A 14,997-nucleotide genomic window follows, 5' to 3' on the forward strand; every position below is an offset into this window, starting at 1 on the left:
TTGCAATAGGGGCTTAAGCCCCTATTGCTGTTTTAGTTATTTAATGGAGGTAGGCATGGCCGTAGCTGCCAATAAGCGCCCTGTAATGACCCTTTTTTCTGGTGCTAACTGTATGTATAGCCACCAAGTACGCATTGTACTTGCTGAAAAAGGTGTAAGTGTAGATATTCATTTGGCTGAAAAAGATAACCTGCCAGAGGCACTTCACGAAATTAACCCTTACGGTACAGTGCCAACACTGATTGACCGTGAGCTTGGTTTATATCAGGCAAATATCATCATGGAATACCTTGATGAACGTTTCCCTCATCCTCCACTAATGCCTGTTTACCCGGTAATGCGTGGCCGTAGCCGTTTAATGATGCACCGTATTGATACTGATTGGTACAGCCTAGCTGACAAAATCACTAACAACGCACCAGATGCTGCTCAAGCTCGTAAAGAGTTAACAGAAGCATTGCTTGCGGTTGCAGCAATCTTTAGCGAAGCACCTTACTTTATGAGTGAAGAGTTTAGCTTAGTAGATTGTTACCTTGCTCCACTATTATGGCGTTTACCTGAATTTGGTATTGAGCTTAACGGTGCAGGTTCTAAAGAGCTTAAAGAGTATATGATCCGCTTATTTGAGCGTGAATCATTCCAAGCTTCTTTAACTGAAACTGAGCGTGAGATCCGTTTATAATGACGCCTAATCGTCCTTATTTATTACGCGCTTTTTTTGATTGGATTGTTGATAACGAATGCACGCCACATTTAGTGGTTGACGCTGATTACCCTGCAGTACAAGTGCCAACACAGTTTGTGCAAGACGGACAAATTGTATTAAACATAAGTCCTTCAGCGGTAACGCAGTTTTCGTTAGATAATGAGCAGCTTAGCTTTAGCGCGCGGTTTGGTGGTCAGCCAATGCAAGTGTATGTGCCTTTAAGGGCTGTACTTGCAATATACGCGCGTGAAAATGGCGAGGGTACGGTCTTTACAGCAGATGAGTTTTTAGAGGACGAAGACGATTTTGCTCCAGATTTTGAAAGTGTTGATTCATCAGCAAATTATGTTGACGAAACACCACCAGAAAAGCCTGAAAAGAAAAAAGGTTCGCATTTACGTGTTATAAAATAATACATTTTATAATCTGTTAATGATAAAAGAAAAACCGCTAATAAGCGGTTTTTTTATGTCTGTATAAAAGTAAAAGGTTTTAGGTATTAGGTATTAGGTAGAGATTAAGCCAAGCACAAAGTTTAGCTTAAGGCTTTATGCCTTAAAGTTTGCGGGAGTGGGCTGCGAGAAGTGGGTTAAGGTTGATTGTTGTAACGGCGGGTTTTCCCACCGGTATAAAAAACCTTGCAGTGTTAACTACAAGGCTTTTATATTCATCGAACCAGCTATCTTTACAAATATTCAAATACTTTAATTACGCGCTCAACACCCGATACATTACGCGCAATATTTACTGCTTGCTCTGCTTCTGCGTCAGAAACTAAACCCATCAAAAATACTTCGGCATTTTCAGTCACTACTTTAATATTATTACTACTAATATTTTTAGCGGTTAATAGCTGTGCTTTTACTTTTGAGGTTAACCAAGAGTCATGAGTTTGGGTAGTCACCCCAATATTTGAACCAATACGAATTTGGTTATGTATTTTTCGAATGCCAGCAACACTCTCAATGGCTCTATTAGCTTCGTTTTTCATTTCTTCATTGGCAACTTGGCCAACTAATAAAACAATGCCATTAACGCTTACAGCGCTAATATGAGCAAATTTATGCAAGCGATCTACTTCACTAATTGCAATGCTAGCTTTTATTTCAATATTGCTGTCATCGATCTGAGAGCCAATTGTGCGACGATCGTTTGCAGCTGTTATTGCACTAGCAGTACCAGCAACCACTGCGGCTGCACACCCTTGCAGTAATACAACCGTGCCTAAAATAATAAGGGAGCGTTTAAACATAATTTTCATCCTGCGGGAAAAGCGTTAAATCAACCAGTTCACTTAAACAATGTAAGTTAACTAAATGCGACTCAATAATACGGCTTGGGCGTTTAGAAGGCGTTCTAATCTCAACATCATTAGGGCCAAGTAAACCAACTAGCTCACCGCCGTCATCACCAACCATAACTATGACCTTCATATCCTTAGTTAGTGCCGCCTCTACCGCTGAAATAATTTGTTTTTCATTACCATTAATAGCCAGTGCCAGCAGTAAGTCACCTTGTTGAGCAAAGGCACGTACTTGACGAGCAAACGTGTCGTAATCGTCAACCTGAGTACTTTGCCCTAAGTTAATACTCTCTTGCGATAAAGCAATAGCTGGCAGGCAAGGGCGCTCGGTTTCATAATGATTAACTAAAACACCTGCCATGTGTTGAGCAAGCATATGGCAGTTAGCTGTACCGCAACAAATAAGCTTATTGCCGTTGATCAGGCTTTGAGCAATGGTAAAAGCGGCTGACTCTAATGCACTGGGTAATACCTCACCCGCTGCTATTTGTACCTGAATGCTTTCTGTAAAAATTTCTTTAATTGTGTCTTGCATAGAATACCAACAATTTATACCTAGTTCTTTGTTTTTAAAATACGTTTTTGAGCCAGTTAATATGCATAGACGGCTCTCCAGTGATTGCTACATAATCGATTCTTAACGGCTGATTTGTTAGGTTTTTAGCGGCTAAGTAATGATAAATACTGCGTTTTAAGCGTGCTTGTTTTTGTATACTTAATGCGTAATTAGCGCCGCCGCGAGCGTGGTTTTTACGAAACTTAACTTCCACAAAAACCAAAGTGTTACCGTCTTTCATAATTACATCAAGTTCGCCAAAGGGGCAGTAATAGTTACGCTCAATTGCTGTTAACCCTTGAGAAACTAAATACTTTTGTGCCTGGAGCTCATAATACTGGCCTTTTTCACGACTGTTTTGCCACAGCTGTTTAAACCAAGACATGTCGCCCCCTTAGTTATTCGGTAATGTATAAGTCACTGGCTGATTGCATAAATAATGGTACAGGGCGTTGTGTTTTTAGTTGCACAGCCTTAATCCGACGATTGGTATATTGTGCCCAGTCTAATGTGCGTTCAATATGCCCGCTGGTATTAACCGAGAGCTTACCACTTAAACCGCTAAACTGATTCCCAGGGGAAAGACTTAGTTGTTTAATGTCATGTAATATAGTTACTGCATCGTAGGCCATAGCAAATAAACGCTGACTTATATCGGCGTGCTCTGGCCACAATGTTTCGTATTGCTGGCGAAGATTATGCTGTTTAATTTGCGACTTTAACATCCAAGGAAGTTCGGTAAAGTATAAGCCATCTAAGTCGCCTTTATCGGTACGATCAATTTGGCTACTATGGCTTTTAGAACTAGCATAAAGCGGGATCCTATCAGCAAATGTACTTACATTAACGTCTAAATACGGCTTTATTAAACGGGTTTCTATTGCATCGCCTAAGATATAAATAGCGTCTATATCGCTGCGCGAGCGTGTTTCGTTTTCGACTTCTTGCTTAAATAAAGTTTTAACGGTTTTGATCCGCTCTTTACTTTTATCAACCTCAAGTAAGCTGGTAATCGTATCAGGCATGTCTTGATTACTGTTATAAAAGCCAATTTGTGGTTTGGTTTCGCTATAGCGTTGCCACTGCAGGTTAAAGTAATCAACCAAACGCTGCCCGTTTGCATTATTAGGCGCAAGTAACATAGGCTTTTGGTAGCACTGAGCTAAAAAGTGCTCTAATGCTTGTTGTACTTCATGCTCGGGGTTAAGGGCAAAAAAGTAGTGCTGTAACGAAAGCCGCTCACCATCAAAGGTATTTAAATGCATAGTAGGTATGTCTATAAGCACTTGCGCATTAGCAAGTTTATCTATATTCGCTTTTAACAGTGGACCAACAACAAAGTCGGGTTTTATTTGCGCTATTTTAGCCGTAATTTCATCAACATCACTGTTTTCATCAATAAAAATGGTTTCATTAATGCTTTGCTGATCAAGTGCTGCGAGCACGCCGGCTTTAAGTGCATCACCTAAGCGTTCATTAGCACCAGATTGCGGCAGTAGTACAACTAAACGCTCTATTATTACAGGCGTTAAGTCATTCACTAACTCATCTTGTTTAGATAAAACTACTTTAGCAGGGTGCCCGGGGTAGCGTCTCAACCAATTATTAATAGCTTGGTCAAGTTCAACGGCACTGCCAGCATAAACTTGATGGTACAAAGCAAGGTTAACCCAACCTTGTTGAATAACCGACCCTCTGTTAAAGCGTTCAAGTGTATAAGAGGAAAGCTTTTTTAAGTTATCCCATAAGTTTTGGTTTAGCTGTGCAATATCAATATTGTTTTTAGTAGCAGACTCAGACGCTGCAAAAAAGTAAGGGGCTGCGCGTTTCGCAAAGTCTTGCGATGCATACACACTGGCGGTTAAAAATTGATGCCAGGCAAAATGTTCAGGCTGTTTAAGTTGACCATCTAAAGACTGCAAAATAACTAACGCTTGAGCGTTTTTATTTTGCTGCTTTTGCGCAAACGCAATATAAAGACGATTTTGAATCTGATCAACACTTGGGGTTAATTCTAACTCACCGCATACCTTTTCTAATAACGACCAACTTTGCTCATTCACTGCAGCATCGCGGGCACTATAAAGTAGCTGTATTTTATCGGCACCTTGGCGGTTTTTCGCCAATTGGTAGATAGATAACGCACTATTAGCTTGGTTTTTTAGTGCATTGGCACTGTTACTGAAGTTATCACTGTTTTTAGTTGGTTTTTCGGTTGTGCTACACGCCGATAACCCTGACAATATAATTAATAGACTAACTAGTTTAAGTCGCACAATGATTTCCCAATACGTTAACGCGATTTGCTTATATTACTGACTGACGCAGGAGACCTCAATGTTAAATGAGGAGAATTCACAGAAAATTGGCACTCTTTACATTGTAGCCACCCCAATTGGCAATTATGACGACTTAAGTCAGCGTGCAATCGCGACATTATCGCAAGTTGACTTAATCGCTGCTGAAGACACACGCCATACTGGCAAGCTACTTAGCCACTTTGGTATCAAGGCTAAAACCTTTGCTTTACACGATCATAACGAAAAGCAAAAAGCACAACAAATTATCGATCAGCTCAATCAAGGCTTAAATATAGCCTTAGTATCAGACGCAGGCACACCTTTGATCAGCGATCCTGGCTATGCGGTGGTTAATTTATGCCGCGAGCAAGGCGCACATGTTACACCCATTCCTGGAGCATGCGCTGCAATAACCGCTGTATGCTGTTCTGGCTTACCAACTGATCGCTTTCAATTTGTTGGTTTTACACCAGCAAAAAGTAAAGCACGCCAAGAATTTTTTATTGATGCAGTTAATTCTGGCATTACTAGCATAATGTATGAAAGTACCCATCGTATTATGGCAAGCCTTGATGACTTAGCCGAGGCACTTGGCGATGATCAGCAAGTGGTGTTTGCTAAAGAGCTGACTAAAACCTTTGAAACATTTTTTAATGGCAGTGTGAGTGAGTTAAAAGCATTTTTAACTAACGATCCTACCAAGCAGCGCGGCGAAATAGTACTCATGTTGCCGGGTAAACCTAAGCTAATAGACGACGTACCGCCTGAAGCACGTAAAATGCTAGCGCTGCTTGAAAGCGAAATGCCAATGAAAAAAGCCTGCGGTATTGTAGCCGATTACTTTGGTATGAAAAAAAATGCGCTGTATAAAACAATAATTGACGAAAAAGGGTAAATCTTTACTGCGCTTGGCATTATCCTCAGGTATAATCCGCGCCGAGTTAGCCAAGATAATCGCTGCCTGTGACGAAAATGATCAGGGGGAGGAAAGTCCGGGCTCCATAGGGCAGAGTGCCAGTTAACGGCTGGGGGGCGCGAGCCCACGACAAGTGCAGCAGAGAGAAGACCGCCAATCTTCGGATTGGTAAGGGTGAAAGGGTGCGGTAAGAGCGCACCGGGCCGCTAGTAATAGTCGGTTGCAAGGTAAACTCCACTCGGAGCAAGACCAAATAGGGTTCCTTATGGCGTGGCCCACGTTGGAACCGGGTAGGTTGCTTGAGCCATAGAGCGATTTATGGCCTAGACGAATGATTATCACTTTCTTCGGAAAGGACAGAACCCGGCTTATACGGCTAACTCACTCATTCAATAAAAAGCCCGCAGTGCAAACTGCGGGCTTTTTTGTGTCTAAAATAAAAGTAGGCTCGATATAACCTGATACGACCTTATAAAACTAGCTCCCTGATTTTTAACTAGATAATATTTTTACCTTGCTCGGGATCGCGGGATTGATCTGCTTGCTCGCGTATTTCATCGGTGTCGCTACTTACGTCATCTAAGTTTTTGGCTTGAGCTTGTGTTTCTGATACTTTTTTAGTTGGCGCTATAGGCTCACTTTTTTCTGGGGTTACAGCTTCAAGGTTAGGATCGCTAAGTATAATGCGTTCTCTGGCATCGTCTGGCATGCTGATGTTATGACTAGTAAATTCGTTTACTAATTCTCGCATTAGCTGTGAGGCCACTTTAGCGGTACTGAACTGCTCGCTATTAACCCAAAAAAATAACGTAAAGTTAATTGTTGATGAGCCTAGGTTTTTAATTAATACCTGCGCAGGTGGATCGGTTAATACTGCGTTTTGTTGGTTTGCAATTGTGAGGGCTAGGGTTTGTGCGCTGCGTATATCGTTATCATACCCTATGCCTATTTCTACTTTGCCGCGCATTTTAGGGTTGGCAGTGAGGTTTTTAATAATATTTTTGTACACAGTGGCATTAGGTATTTGAATATGGTTACCGTCGTAGTCAACTAAAGTGGTTGCGCGAGCGGTTACTTTTTTAACTATGCCGAGGCGGCCTTCTACCTCAATTACATCATCTATTTTAAAAGGGCGTTGTATGCTTAATAATAAACTAGCTATAAAATTTTCGGCAATATCTCTAAATGCAAAACCGAGAATAAGCCCTATCAAACCTGTGCCACTCATTATAGCTACGGCAAACTGTGTCAGCCCAGCTAAACGTAAAAATAAGTAAATACCCAATAGTAGGATTAAAATACTTATACTTCGTCTTATAACCAGATGAATAAGTGCACTATCGGTTAAATATTCAATAGGTTTAATTAATAGGCGTGATAACGGCCTGGCAAGGATGTAACTTATTACAACTATAATAATCCCTAAAAATAGGGTGGGTAAGGTTTGCACTACTACATGTAGGAATTGCATGCTTTGCTCTTGCAAAAACGCCCACGACAATACATCGGCTTTAATGCTTGGAGTAGCAGGGGCTGCATTAACTGCAATTATAATGTTATTTAAAGCACTGAGCATGGGGGTTATCCGTGTTAAATCATCTTTATAAACAATAATAGCAAGTTTAATACCAAGCGCATTGGTGTTGGCAAACATTTTGCTCTCTTACTGCTATATAACAAAGGAGTTAAAATGAGCGATGTAAAACGTGGTCAAGATGCACAGCAACCAGTAAATATTCCGTTGCTTGGTTGGTGGGATATTACTAAGCGTATTTTTACTCAAATGAGTCGTGATAATTTATCGTTAGTGGCCGCTGGCGTGGCATTTTATGCGTTACTGGCTATTTTTCCAGCGCTTGCTGCACTTGTATCTATTTATGCCTATTTTGCATCACCTACAGATATAGGGGCGCATTTAAGTCAGGTAATTGAGCTGCTACCAGAGAGTACCGGAGAGTTAATTTTGTCACAAATAGCCAGTATCGCCCAAAGCTCAAGTACTAGCTTGAGTTTGAGCGCAATTGGCACATTAATATTAACTATTTGGAGTAGTTCAAAGGGCAGCCAAGCATTAATTACAGCCTGTAATATAAGTTATCAGGAATATGAAAAACGCTCATTTTTTAAAGCACAACTTGTACGCTTTCTGTTTTCGATTGGCGCTATTGTGGTGGCTATTTTTGCGCTGTTAATTATTGGTATTTTACCGGTAGTACTTAATTTAGTGGGATTAAAAGAAAATATAGATTTACTCATCACGTTTATTTCATGGCCATTATTAGCATTTACTTTTAACTTTGCCTTAGTGCTTTTATACCGTTACGCGCCGCATCGTAAACCTGCTAAATGGCGTTGGATCACCTTAGGATCTGTTATTGCGACAATTTTATGGATAGTCGCTTCAATTGGTTTTTCATTTTATGTATCGAAATTTGCCAGTTATAACGAAACTTATGGCTCGTTAGGTGGGGTGGTTATTATGCTGATGTGGCTATACATTAGTGCTTATATTGTAATTTTAGGGGCGACAATTAATGCTGCCTCAGAGCAACAAACTGCAATAGATAGTACAATAGGCCCAGATAAAAAAAGAGGTGAGCGCGGAGCCTATGTTGCCGATCATCTTGATGTGAAAGAGCTTAATAGGTAAGTAACTTTACAAGTACTCATAATAGAGTACTTGGGTAATGTTTGGTGCCTAACGCTGTGGTTATTTTAGTGCAATGATTTGGCTTGTGGTTAGTAAGCTCATAAACTGCTCTTTAGGTAAGGGTTTTGAAAATAAATAGCCTTGCCCATAGTCGCAACCAGCTTCAAGTAACAGTTGCATTTGCTGCTTGGTTTCTATTCCTTCAGCAATTACTTTTAACCCTAACTGATGCGCCATAACGATAATGGTTTCGCACAATACCAGCTCCTGGCTACCTTTATTAATGTTATCAACAAAGCGTTTATCTATTTTAAGGTAGTCGGTATCCATTTCTTGTAAGTAAGCGAGAGAAGAGTAACCGGTGCCAAAATCATCAAGGGCTAATTGCATTCCCGACTGAACCAGTGCCTTTAAACGGCTTTGTGTTAAAGCCTCAGGGTTGACCATTAAGCCTTCTGTTATTTCAGCAACAATTGATGATGCAGGCAGGTTTGCTGCATTAAGCATAGCTCCCCACTCATCTATCCCGCTATCTGGGGTAGATAGCTGTATTGGCGATACATTAACGCTCAGCTGAAAATCATTGGTTATGTGTGCTTTTATATCATTGAGTGTTTGTAATGCTTGGGAGAAAACAAATTGCCCAAGTATATTTATTTGTCGGGTTTCCTCAGCTAACGGAATAAAGTCAGCAGGGCTTATTAAGCCTTTTTCAGGGTGACGCCAACGAATTAATCCTTCAGCTTTGTGTACGTGCAAGTCTTTTAGGCAGACGATAGGTTGATAAAACAATTCAAACTGCTCAAGCTCTATTGCTGTTCGTAATTCTTTAAGTAGCAGCATGCGCATTTGCGCTTTTTCGCGCATGTCATGGGAGAAAAATTCAAAGCCATTACGGCCATTAACTTTTGCTTTATACATTGCTTGATCTGCTGCTTTGAGTAACTGCTCAGTATTTTCGCCATCATTAGGGGCTGAGGCAATACCTATACTGGCACTAATAAACAACTCTTCGTTTTCAATATAAATAGCCGATGACAAGCTAAGTAAAATATTTTCAGCTATTTGCTTTATATGCTGTTCTTTAATTTTACTAAATACGATTACAAATTCGTCGCCGCCAATGCGGGAAACAAACTCGGCATTTTTTGCTGACTCTAAAATACGCTGCGACACAAATTTAAGTAAAGCATCACCATAATGGTGCCCTAAAGTGTCGTTAACGTCTTTAAAGTGATCTATGTCGAGCAACATAATAACCAGTTGCTCGGCATTATTTTCTACACGCGTAAAACATTCATTTAAACGTTTTTTTAACTCTAATCGATTCGGTAAGTCAGTAAGGTGATCAAAGTGAGCTTGTTTCCAAATAAGCGCATCGGCTTGTTTTTTTTCTGTTAAGTCTGTAAATATGGCTATACGACGAACCGGCATGTTATTGTCATCATACACAGTATCTATAGTTAACCATTCCACGTAAAGCTCACCATTTTTACGGCGATTAATAATTTCTCCCTGCCAACGCCCCGTGCTTGTTAGTTCTGCCCACAGAGCCTGATAAAATGTCTTATCGTGCTTGCCAGAGGACAAAACACTGATCGTTTTATTAATTACTTCTTCTTTAGAAAAAAGCGTGGTTTTACTAAAAGCAGGGTTAACATCGAATATAATGCCATTTTCATCGGTTATAGCCATTCCTTCACTACTGTTATCGTACACAAGCGACGCTAAGTGTAGGGCTTCTTCATTTTGTTTGCGCTGGGTTATATCGCGTAGCACTACTACAAACTCATGGTTAGTTTGCATTGGGTTTATTCTGGCTTCAAAGCTTTTAATATCAGTTTGGCTTTGCAAGGTAAACTCTAAGTTACTTGAGCTTTTTGAAGTTGAAGTAGGGAGGTTATTGAGAATTAACTGTGCATTACGCTCAGTAACAAAACTAGCTAAAGTTAAGTTGTTTACCGATTGCGTAACATCAGGAATATTAAATGATCCCCCAATATTAGAAACATCACCTTTGTTGTTAATCTTTAAGTAACTATCTGGCAGCGCACTTAATAAACTGGTTAACTCATCGTGTTTATTTTTAAGGTTAGTCTCAGTAGCTAAGCGAGTTTCAGCCATTATTTTAAAGCGTTGATATAAAACCTTGAGTTCGGGGCTGTTAGGAGTGTCATTTTGCTCAGATGGCATAACGCCATTTGCTAAGCTGTCGGTTGCTTTAGTTAGGTTATTAATAGGTGTAAAAATACTTACTTTAAGTAGTTTGTAGGCAATAAATGTTAGCAGTAATAAAAAGATTATAAATACAGTTAAAGAGATTATAAAGTTATGATTTATTTGTGCTAAAACATCGGTGACGGGTAAACCAATATAAATATCTAAGTTGTTATTATGTGGATCGTTATAAATAGTTGAGCGAGAAAAAATACGGATAATACCTTGCTCATCTGTAATAAAATGAGAATCAGCCTGCATCGACTCCACATAACTTTGGGCAATGCTATTACCTATTAAAGTAGTGTTTTTGGGGTAGTGAGCTAAAATTTTAGTGTTAGAATCAACAATGGCAACTAACGATCCATCAGGTAAGTTAATTTCATTTATTGCTGCATTCCACCAATCTAAGGCAATCACAATTATAACAGCGCCTTTGGTAACCCCAGCGGTATTTTTTAACGACAGCGCAAAATTCACCGTTGTTGTTTGTAAACTTCGATCTAGCTGAAAATAGCCTACAGATAGCATGTCGCTATTTAATGCATTTTTAAAATAATCTCTATCTGCAATATTTATATTTTTTACTTGCCCCGATGTGGCGCAACTAATATTCCCCTGCAAGTCAATCATGCCAATATTAGCAACATTATTGTAGAGTGACTTAAATAGCTCAAAATAGTCAGGGCAGGTGGTTAGCAGCTCATCATGCTTGCTTTCTTGTTGTGCGATATAGCGCGCTAAACGCTCAATATCATCAAGCATATTTTTTTGTTGTAATGAAAAACGGTTGGCAATATTGGTTGCTTGTAGCTCACTTTGCTTAATTGAATAGCTACGTTCTAGTAATAACGTAAAAATGATCACAGCGACCCCAGGAATGCTAAATAAAATAAGCAAACGGTAAAGCTGATTTTTAAGTGAAGTGGTAAAAATAATAATGCCTTAATAGAGATTTACGCCAAAAATAATTGTAGCTAACTTTTTGTTTAATAACCATATAAATAATAAGGATTAAAGCATTGCTTATTAAATCAAAAATCAGCTGTAATAACTACTATAACAGCAAGTCATTTTATAACAGTAATGTTTTAGGATAAAAGCTAAAATTCGTTTAAAAAGAATAAATGGTACGAATTAAACATATATACGTAAATTTTCAGTGTGATTAAATAGTGTTATCTACTTTATTGGAGCAATAAAATGAAAGTAATTAAACAACTAAGTGCGCACGCAACCCAAGATGGTGATGGCGTTAATATTAGTAGAATTCCCGGTTTTGATGGCAAGCACCTAGATCCCTTTTTAATGATTGACGAACTAAAGTCAGATAATAAAAACGATTACATTGGCGGTTTTCCTGCGCATCCTCATCGTGGTATGGAAACCTTTACCTATATTATTAAAGGTGGCTTTGAACACCGTGACCAAATGGGTAATAAAAAGGCCATAAAAGCAGGCGATGTACAATGGATGAGTACAGGTAAAGGGGTAATGCATAGTGAAATGCCATTGGCAGATGCCAATGAAGGGTTACATGGTTTTCAGATATGGATCAATATGCCCAGTGCAGAAAAAATGCGCGCACCAATTTACCAAGATACAACAGCGCATCCTGCGCCAGTTGCCACCAATGATAATGGAGTAACACTTAAAGCATTGGCAGGCACATGGCAGTTTGCCGATCAGGCTTTAACATCAAGCCTACAAACGCTCGCTGCAAATGCCGCTTTAGCTGATGTAACTTTACCTGCAGGACAGCGTTTTGAGTTGCCACCACTGAGCCAGCAAAAAGTGATGCTATATATTCATACCGGTTCGTTAACTACGCAAGCAGGTAACGTTATTGCAGCAAAACAGCTGTTAATACTAGAACCAGGGAGTGACATTGACTTATATACAGAGCAAGGAGCAGGTGTGCTTATTTTAGCTGGTGATGAGCTTCAACAACCAATTGCTCACATGGGGCCATTTGTAATGACCACTGAAGCTGAAATTCAGCAAGCTATTCGTGATTATCAAAACGGTGAGTTTGGTAATATTTAGAATCGCCGATTTATGATCAATGATCAATTAAGCCGCTTAACAAAGGCTAAAGCTATCAATTAGTGCTGCGCTATTATTTATTGCGCGGCACTGGTTTTATCCATTAAGCTAATAATCTTGCTAGCCAAGCATATTTTTTGATTAAACCAGATTTAGTACTACTAGCCTGCACAACAGCACCGGCTAAAAATGCGCTTGAAATACCAACTTTGGTAACCGCAAAGCGTTTTAATCTGTACTTAAACGCCATGTGATGTTGGCGTTTTAATTCACTTTGTAAATCCATTTGTTTACTAAGATTATTCACCGCTTTGTTTGGCGACTGAATTAAATAGTTAACCAGCATTGTTATCTCCTTGAAGGTTAAATAACCTGAACTTTGGATAATAAATCTATCTCAAACAGCTACTTTAAGCGCTAACTGCGTTGAATTTACTTGCAATAGGCCAGCTATTGACGCGTCAATTCGTCTTGTTTTCACTGAAAGTTTCTGGCTAGAAAAAATAAATTTAAACATAGCTATGATTCAATACGTTAGTAAATCTTTTAACCAGAATTCAGGTTAAATAACTGTTTTAAGCTACGTAATGTTTTACTAAAGCCAATTTTGTTACTTAAATAAATAGCACTTTTCCAAAGCCAAATTAAGCCTATAACTTGTAGTAAAGTTGCGGTTGCTATACTTAGCCATACAGAGGCAAATAACTCATAAACTCCAAAGCCAATTGCGCCCAATAAAACAATCCACAACAAAATCAAACCGCTGGCAAAACAACCCAAAAGTATAGTAATGAGTGCAAGTGATCTGAGCGACAAATGCCACTCAGCTTTTGCTAATTGTTTGGTAAGTTTGCCTTGCGTTTTGTAGTCATCCTTAATTTGCTCAGAATAGGCTAAAAGCTTAGCAATATGATCTTGCCAATCTTCCTTTTGGCTCGCGTCTTGGGCCGTTTGATTTTGAGCGTCACCATCCTTGGTCGCTGTTGTTTGTGGATTATTCATCATTGTTTACTTACGACGAAACAATGCAGTTACTAGCATACCTGCGGCAAATGCAATTCCAGCTGTTGCTAATGGGTTCTCTGCTGCAAGGGTGCGTGTTTTAGATGTATATTCACCTAGTTTTTCACGGGCAATGAGTTGCTTTTCACTCAGTGTTTCAGCAGAGCTAGTTGCCCCTTTTCTTACGCTGCTCTCTGCTACGGCTGCTTTACTAGAAAGTGCATCTACTGCGTCGTGTGCAGCCGATGTTGCTTTTTCTGTAAAGGGTGCTTCGTTAACTTCAGGTTTAGTCGCTGTAGTTGTTGATGTTTTAGTATTTGTTGCAGTAGCCATAATCAATCCTTAATAAAAATAAAGTTAAAAAAATTTATTGGTAAGTATATAGCTGCAATGATCAAACCAACTTTAAAATAACTTTAACTACATGATTTATATTAATATATGTGTTTTACGGTTGGCCAGCTTTAACTTGAGTCGTAACAATTGCCATATAATTGAGTAAATTTTACAAATGGCTAAATCATGCCTTAAAATTTGTAATTGTTCACTGGTTATTCAGTAAGCAAAAAGTGTAAACGAAAGGTTACTTAAAATGATAAGAAAAAATCTCACCACGAATTCCATTTTTTCCCACTTAATTCAATCGCTTTACGCTAAGCCTTATTTTTTCTAGCTTTGAGACGCGTTAAAGGAAGCCTGATTACTTGACAAAAAGCCTTGTCAAGCCCTAAACTGGAGCACTGTGGTAAAAAGTGGTTTATAGTGGATCAAAATGGATCGGGTTAATCAAAAGTGTTGATTAAAACAATTTTAAAGTAGGCTTTTTATGTTTCGTGGCGCAAGTTCGCTGAGTTTGGATGATAAAGGACGTTTTGCGGTACCCACTAAGTACCGAGACGATCTATTGTCTGAAGATCAGGGAACGGTTATTTGTACCGTCGCATTAAATGAGCCGTGTTTATGGTTATATCCATTGGCACAATGGCAAGAAATAGAAAGCCGCCTAGCAAAAATATCTAATATGAACCCACGAGCCCGTCGTATGCAGCGCATGTTGCTGGGTAATGCTACTGAATATCAACTTGATAAAAATGGCCGGATTTTGCTAGCGCCTTCGTTGCGCGCCCATGCAGATCTTGGCAAAAAAATCATGCTAGTTGGTTTAATGAATAAATTTGAAATATGGGATGAAGCGCGTTGGCATCAGCAAATGCGCCAAGATACAGAGCTTGAAAGGCTTGGTGATTTTGAACCACACCCAGATTTAGATAATTTCACACTCTAACGGCACAATAAAAGGC

The 14,997-nt window shown here is 39.3% G+C and carries 15 protein-coding genes and 1 other RNA gene; 7 read left to right on the plus strand and 9 right to left on the minus strand.

Features of this window, described 5'->3' with window-relative positions:
• Positions 1-55 precede the first annotated feature (55 nt).
• Positions 56-682 carry a stringent starvation protein SspA gene (gene sspA / locus HC000_RS03555; RefSeq protein ID WP_011329175.1) on the plus strand — a complete coding sequence of 209 codons (627 nt, stop codon included), beginning with the start codon at positions 56-58 and terminating at the stop codon, positions 680-682.
• On the plus strand, positions 682-1,119 hold the full coding sequence (locus HC000_RS03560) for a ClpXP protease specificity-enhancing factor (protein WP_011329174.1): 438 nt from the start codon (positions 682-684) through the stop codon (positions 1,117-1,119). Before sspA ends, HC000_RS03560 begins: the two co-directional genes overlap by 1 nt.
• 272 nt (positions 1,120-1,391) lie before the next feature.
• Here the strand turns inward: HC000_RS03560 and dolP are convergent, their stop codons facing one another.
• From dolP to HC000_RS03580, 4 genes are read right to left on the minus strand one after another with little or no spacing between them, the layout of a single operon-like run.
• Positions 1,392-1,958, minus strand: a complete 567-nt coding sequence (gene dolP, locus HC000_RS03565) for a division/outer membrane stress-associated lipid-binding lipoprotein (protein ID WP_011329173.1) — start codon at positions 1,956-1,958, stop codon at positions 1,392-1,394.
• On the minus strand, positions 1,951-2,544 hold the full coding sequence (locus HC000_RS03570) for an SIS domain-containing protein (RefSeq protein ID WP_011329172.1): 594 nt from the start codon (positions 2,542-2,544) through the stop codon (positions 1,951-1,953). The genes dolP and HC000_RS03570 overlap by 8 nt, the downstream gene beginning before the upstream one ends.
• Before the next feature lie 34 nt (positions 2,545-2,578).
• On the minus strand, positions 2,579-2,950 hold the full coding sequence (locus HC000_RS03575) for a YraN family protein (protein WP_011329171.1): 372 nt from the start codon (positions 2,948-2,950) through the stop codon (positions 2,579-2,581).
• 13 nt (positions 2,951-2,963) lie between these two features.
• Positions 2,964-4,841, minus strand: a complete 1,878-nt coding sequence (locus HC000_RS03580) for a penicillin-binding protein activator (RefSeq protein ID WP_179806976.1) — start codon at positions 4,839-4,841, stop codon at positions 2,964-2,966.
• 61 nt (positions 4,842-4,902) lie between these two features.
• Here HC000_RS03580 and rsmI point away from each other — a divergent pair, with 61 nt between their 5' ends.
• Positions 4,903-5,760, plus strand: coding sequence for a 16S rRNA (cytidine(1402)-2'-O)-methyltransferase (gene rsmI / locus HC000_RS03585; RefSeq protein WP_086995415.1), 858 nt, complete (start codon positions 4,903-4,905; stop codon positions 5,758-5,760).
• 43 nt (positions 5,761-5,803) lie between these two features.
• Positions 5,804-6,168: RNase P RNA component class A (rnpB, locus tag HC000_RS03590), an RNA gene on the plus strand.
• A 109-nt stretch (positions 6,169-6,277) separates the two neighbouring features.
• Here rnpB and HC000_RS03595 read toward each other — a convergent pair.
• Positions 6,278-7,357 carry a mechanosensitive ion channel domain-containing protein gene (locus HC000_RS03595; protein ID WP_179806994.1) on the minus strand — a complete coding sequence of 360 codons (1,080 nt, stop codon included), beginning with the start codon at positions 7,355-7,357 and terminating at the stop codon, positions 6,278-6,280.
• Between the two features lie 114 nt (positions 7,358-7,471).
• Here HC000_RS03595 and HC000_RS03600 point away from each other — a divergent pair, with 114 nt between their 5' ends.
• The gene (locus HC000_RS03600) at positions 7,472-8,431 is read left to right on the plus strand and encodes a YihY/virulence factor BrkB family protein (protein ID WP_011329167.1); all 960 of its coding nucleotides are present in this window, start codon (positions 7,472-7,474) and stop codon (positions 8,429-8,431) included.
• Between the two features lie 60 nt (positions 8,432-8,491).
• Here HC000_RS03600 and HC000_RS03605 read toward each other — a convergent pair whose 3' ends face one another.
• Positions 8,492-11,515 carry an EAL domain-containing protein gene (locus HC000_RS03605; protein WP_346010162.1) on the minus strand — a complete coding sequence of 1,008 codons (3,024 nt, stop codon included), beginning with the start codon at positions 11,513-11,515 and terminating at the stop codon, positions 8,492-8,494.
• A 336-nt stretch (positions 11,516-11,851) separates the two neighbouring features.
• On the opposite strand from HC000_RS03605, the gene HC000_RS03610 reads away from it, so the two are divergent.
• The gene (locus HC000_RS03610) at positions 11,852-12,694 is read left to right on the plus strand and encodes a pirin family protein (RefSeq protein ID WP_086993251.1); all 843 of its coding nucleotides are present in this window, start codon (positions 11,852-11,854) and stop codon (positions 12,692-12,694) included.
• A gap of 103 nt (positions 12,695-12,797) precedes the next feature.
• Here the strand turns inward: HC000_RS03610 and HC000_RS03615 are convergent, their stop codons facing one another.
• The 3 genes from HC000_RS03615 to HC000_RS03625 form a co-directional block, all read right to left on the minus strand.
• A complete protein-coding gene (locus tag HC000_RS03615; protein ID WP_011329164.1) occupies positions 12,798-13,040 on the minus strand; it encodes a hypothetical protein in 243 nt (80 codons plus the stop codon).
• Positions 13,041-13,240: 200 nt separating this feature from the next.
• A complete protein-coding gene (locus HC000_RS03620) occupies positions 13,241-13,696 on the minus strand; it encodes a hypothetical protein (protein WP_011329163.1) in 456 nt (151 codons plus the stop codon).
• A gap of 6 nt (positions 13,697-13,702) precedes the next feature.
• Positions 13,703-14,029: a hypothetical protein gene (locus HC000_RS03625; protein WP_011329162.1), complete on the minus strand. Its 327-nt coding sequence runs from the start codon at positions 14,027-14,029 to the stop codon at positions 13,703-13,705.
• A 493-nt stretch (positions 14,030-14,522) separates the two neighbouring features.
• Between HC000_RS03625 and mraZ the strand changes: the two genes are divergently transcribed.
• A complete protein-coding gene (mraZ, locus tag HC000_RS03630) occupies positions 14,523-14,981 on the plus strand; it encodes a division/cell wall cluster transcriptional repressor MraZ (RefSeq protein WP_011329161.1) in 459 nt (152 codons plus the stop codon).
• Positions 14,982-14,997: the final 16 nt, after the last annotated feature.

It is taken from the genome of Pseudoalteromonas sp. MIP2626 (assembly GCF_013414205.1).
Lineage (GTDB): Bacteria > Pseudomonadota > Gammaproteobacteria > Enterobacterales > Alteromonadaceae > Pseudoalteromonas > Pseudoalteromonas nigrifaciens.

Excerpts from the sequence above, each read along its gene's own strand:
- sspA (WP_011329175.1), top strand. The coding sequence starts at position 56 with ATGGCCGTAGCTGCCAATAAGCGCCCTGTAATGACCCTTTTTTCTGGT.
- HC000_RS03560 (WP_011329174.1), top strand. The coding sequence starts at position 682 with ATGACGCCTAATCGTCCTTATTTATTACGCGCTTTTTTTGATTGGATT.
- dolP (WP_011329173.1), bottom strand. The coding sequence starts at position 1,958 with ATGTTTAAACGCTCCCTTATTATTTTAGGCACGGTTGTATTACTGCAA.
- HC000_RS03570 (WP_011329172.1), bottom strand. The coding sequence starts at position 2,544 with ATGCAAGACACAATTAAAGAAATTTTTACAGAAAGCATTCAGGTACAA.
- HC000_RS03575 (WP_011329171.1), bottom strand. The coding sequence starts at position 2,950 with ATGTCTTGGTTTAAACAGCTGTGGCAAAACAGTCGTGAAAAAGGCCAG.
- rsmI (WP_086995415.1), top strand. The coding sequence starts at position 4,903 with ATGTTAAATGAGGAGAATTCACAGAAAATTGGCACTCTTTACATTGTA.
- HC000_RS03595 (WP_179806994.1), bottom strand. The coding sequence starts at position 7,357 with ATGCTCAGTGCTTTAAATAACATTATAATTGCAGTTAATGCAGCCCCT.
- HC000_RS03600 (WP_011329167.1), top strand. The coding sequence starts at position 7,472 with ATGAGCGATGTAAAACGTGGTCAAGATGCACAGCAACCAGTAAATATT.
- HC000_RS03610 (WP_086993251.1), top strand. The coding sequence starts at position 11,852 with ATGAAAGTAATTAAACAACTAAGTGCGCACGCAACCCAAGATGGTGAT.
- HC000_RS03615 (WP_011329164.1), bottom strand. The coding sequence starts at position 13,040 with ATGCTGGTTAACTATTTAATTCAGTCGCCAAACAAAGCGGTGAATAAT.
- HC000_RS03620 (WP_011329163.1), bottom strand. The coding sequence starts at position 13,696 with ATGAATAATCCACAAACAACAGCGACCAAGGATGGTGACGCTCAAAAT.
- HC000_RS03625 (WP_011329162.1), bottom strand. The coding sequence starts at position 14,029 with ATGGCTACTGCAACAAATACTAAAACATCAACAACTACAGCGACTAAA.
- mraZ (WP_011329161.1), top strand. The coding sequence starts at position 14,523 with ATGTTTCGTGGCGCAAGTTCGCTGAGTTTGGATGATAAAGGACGTTTT.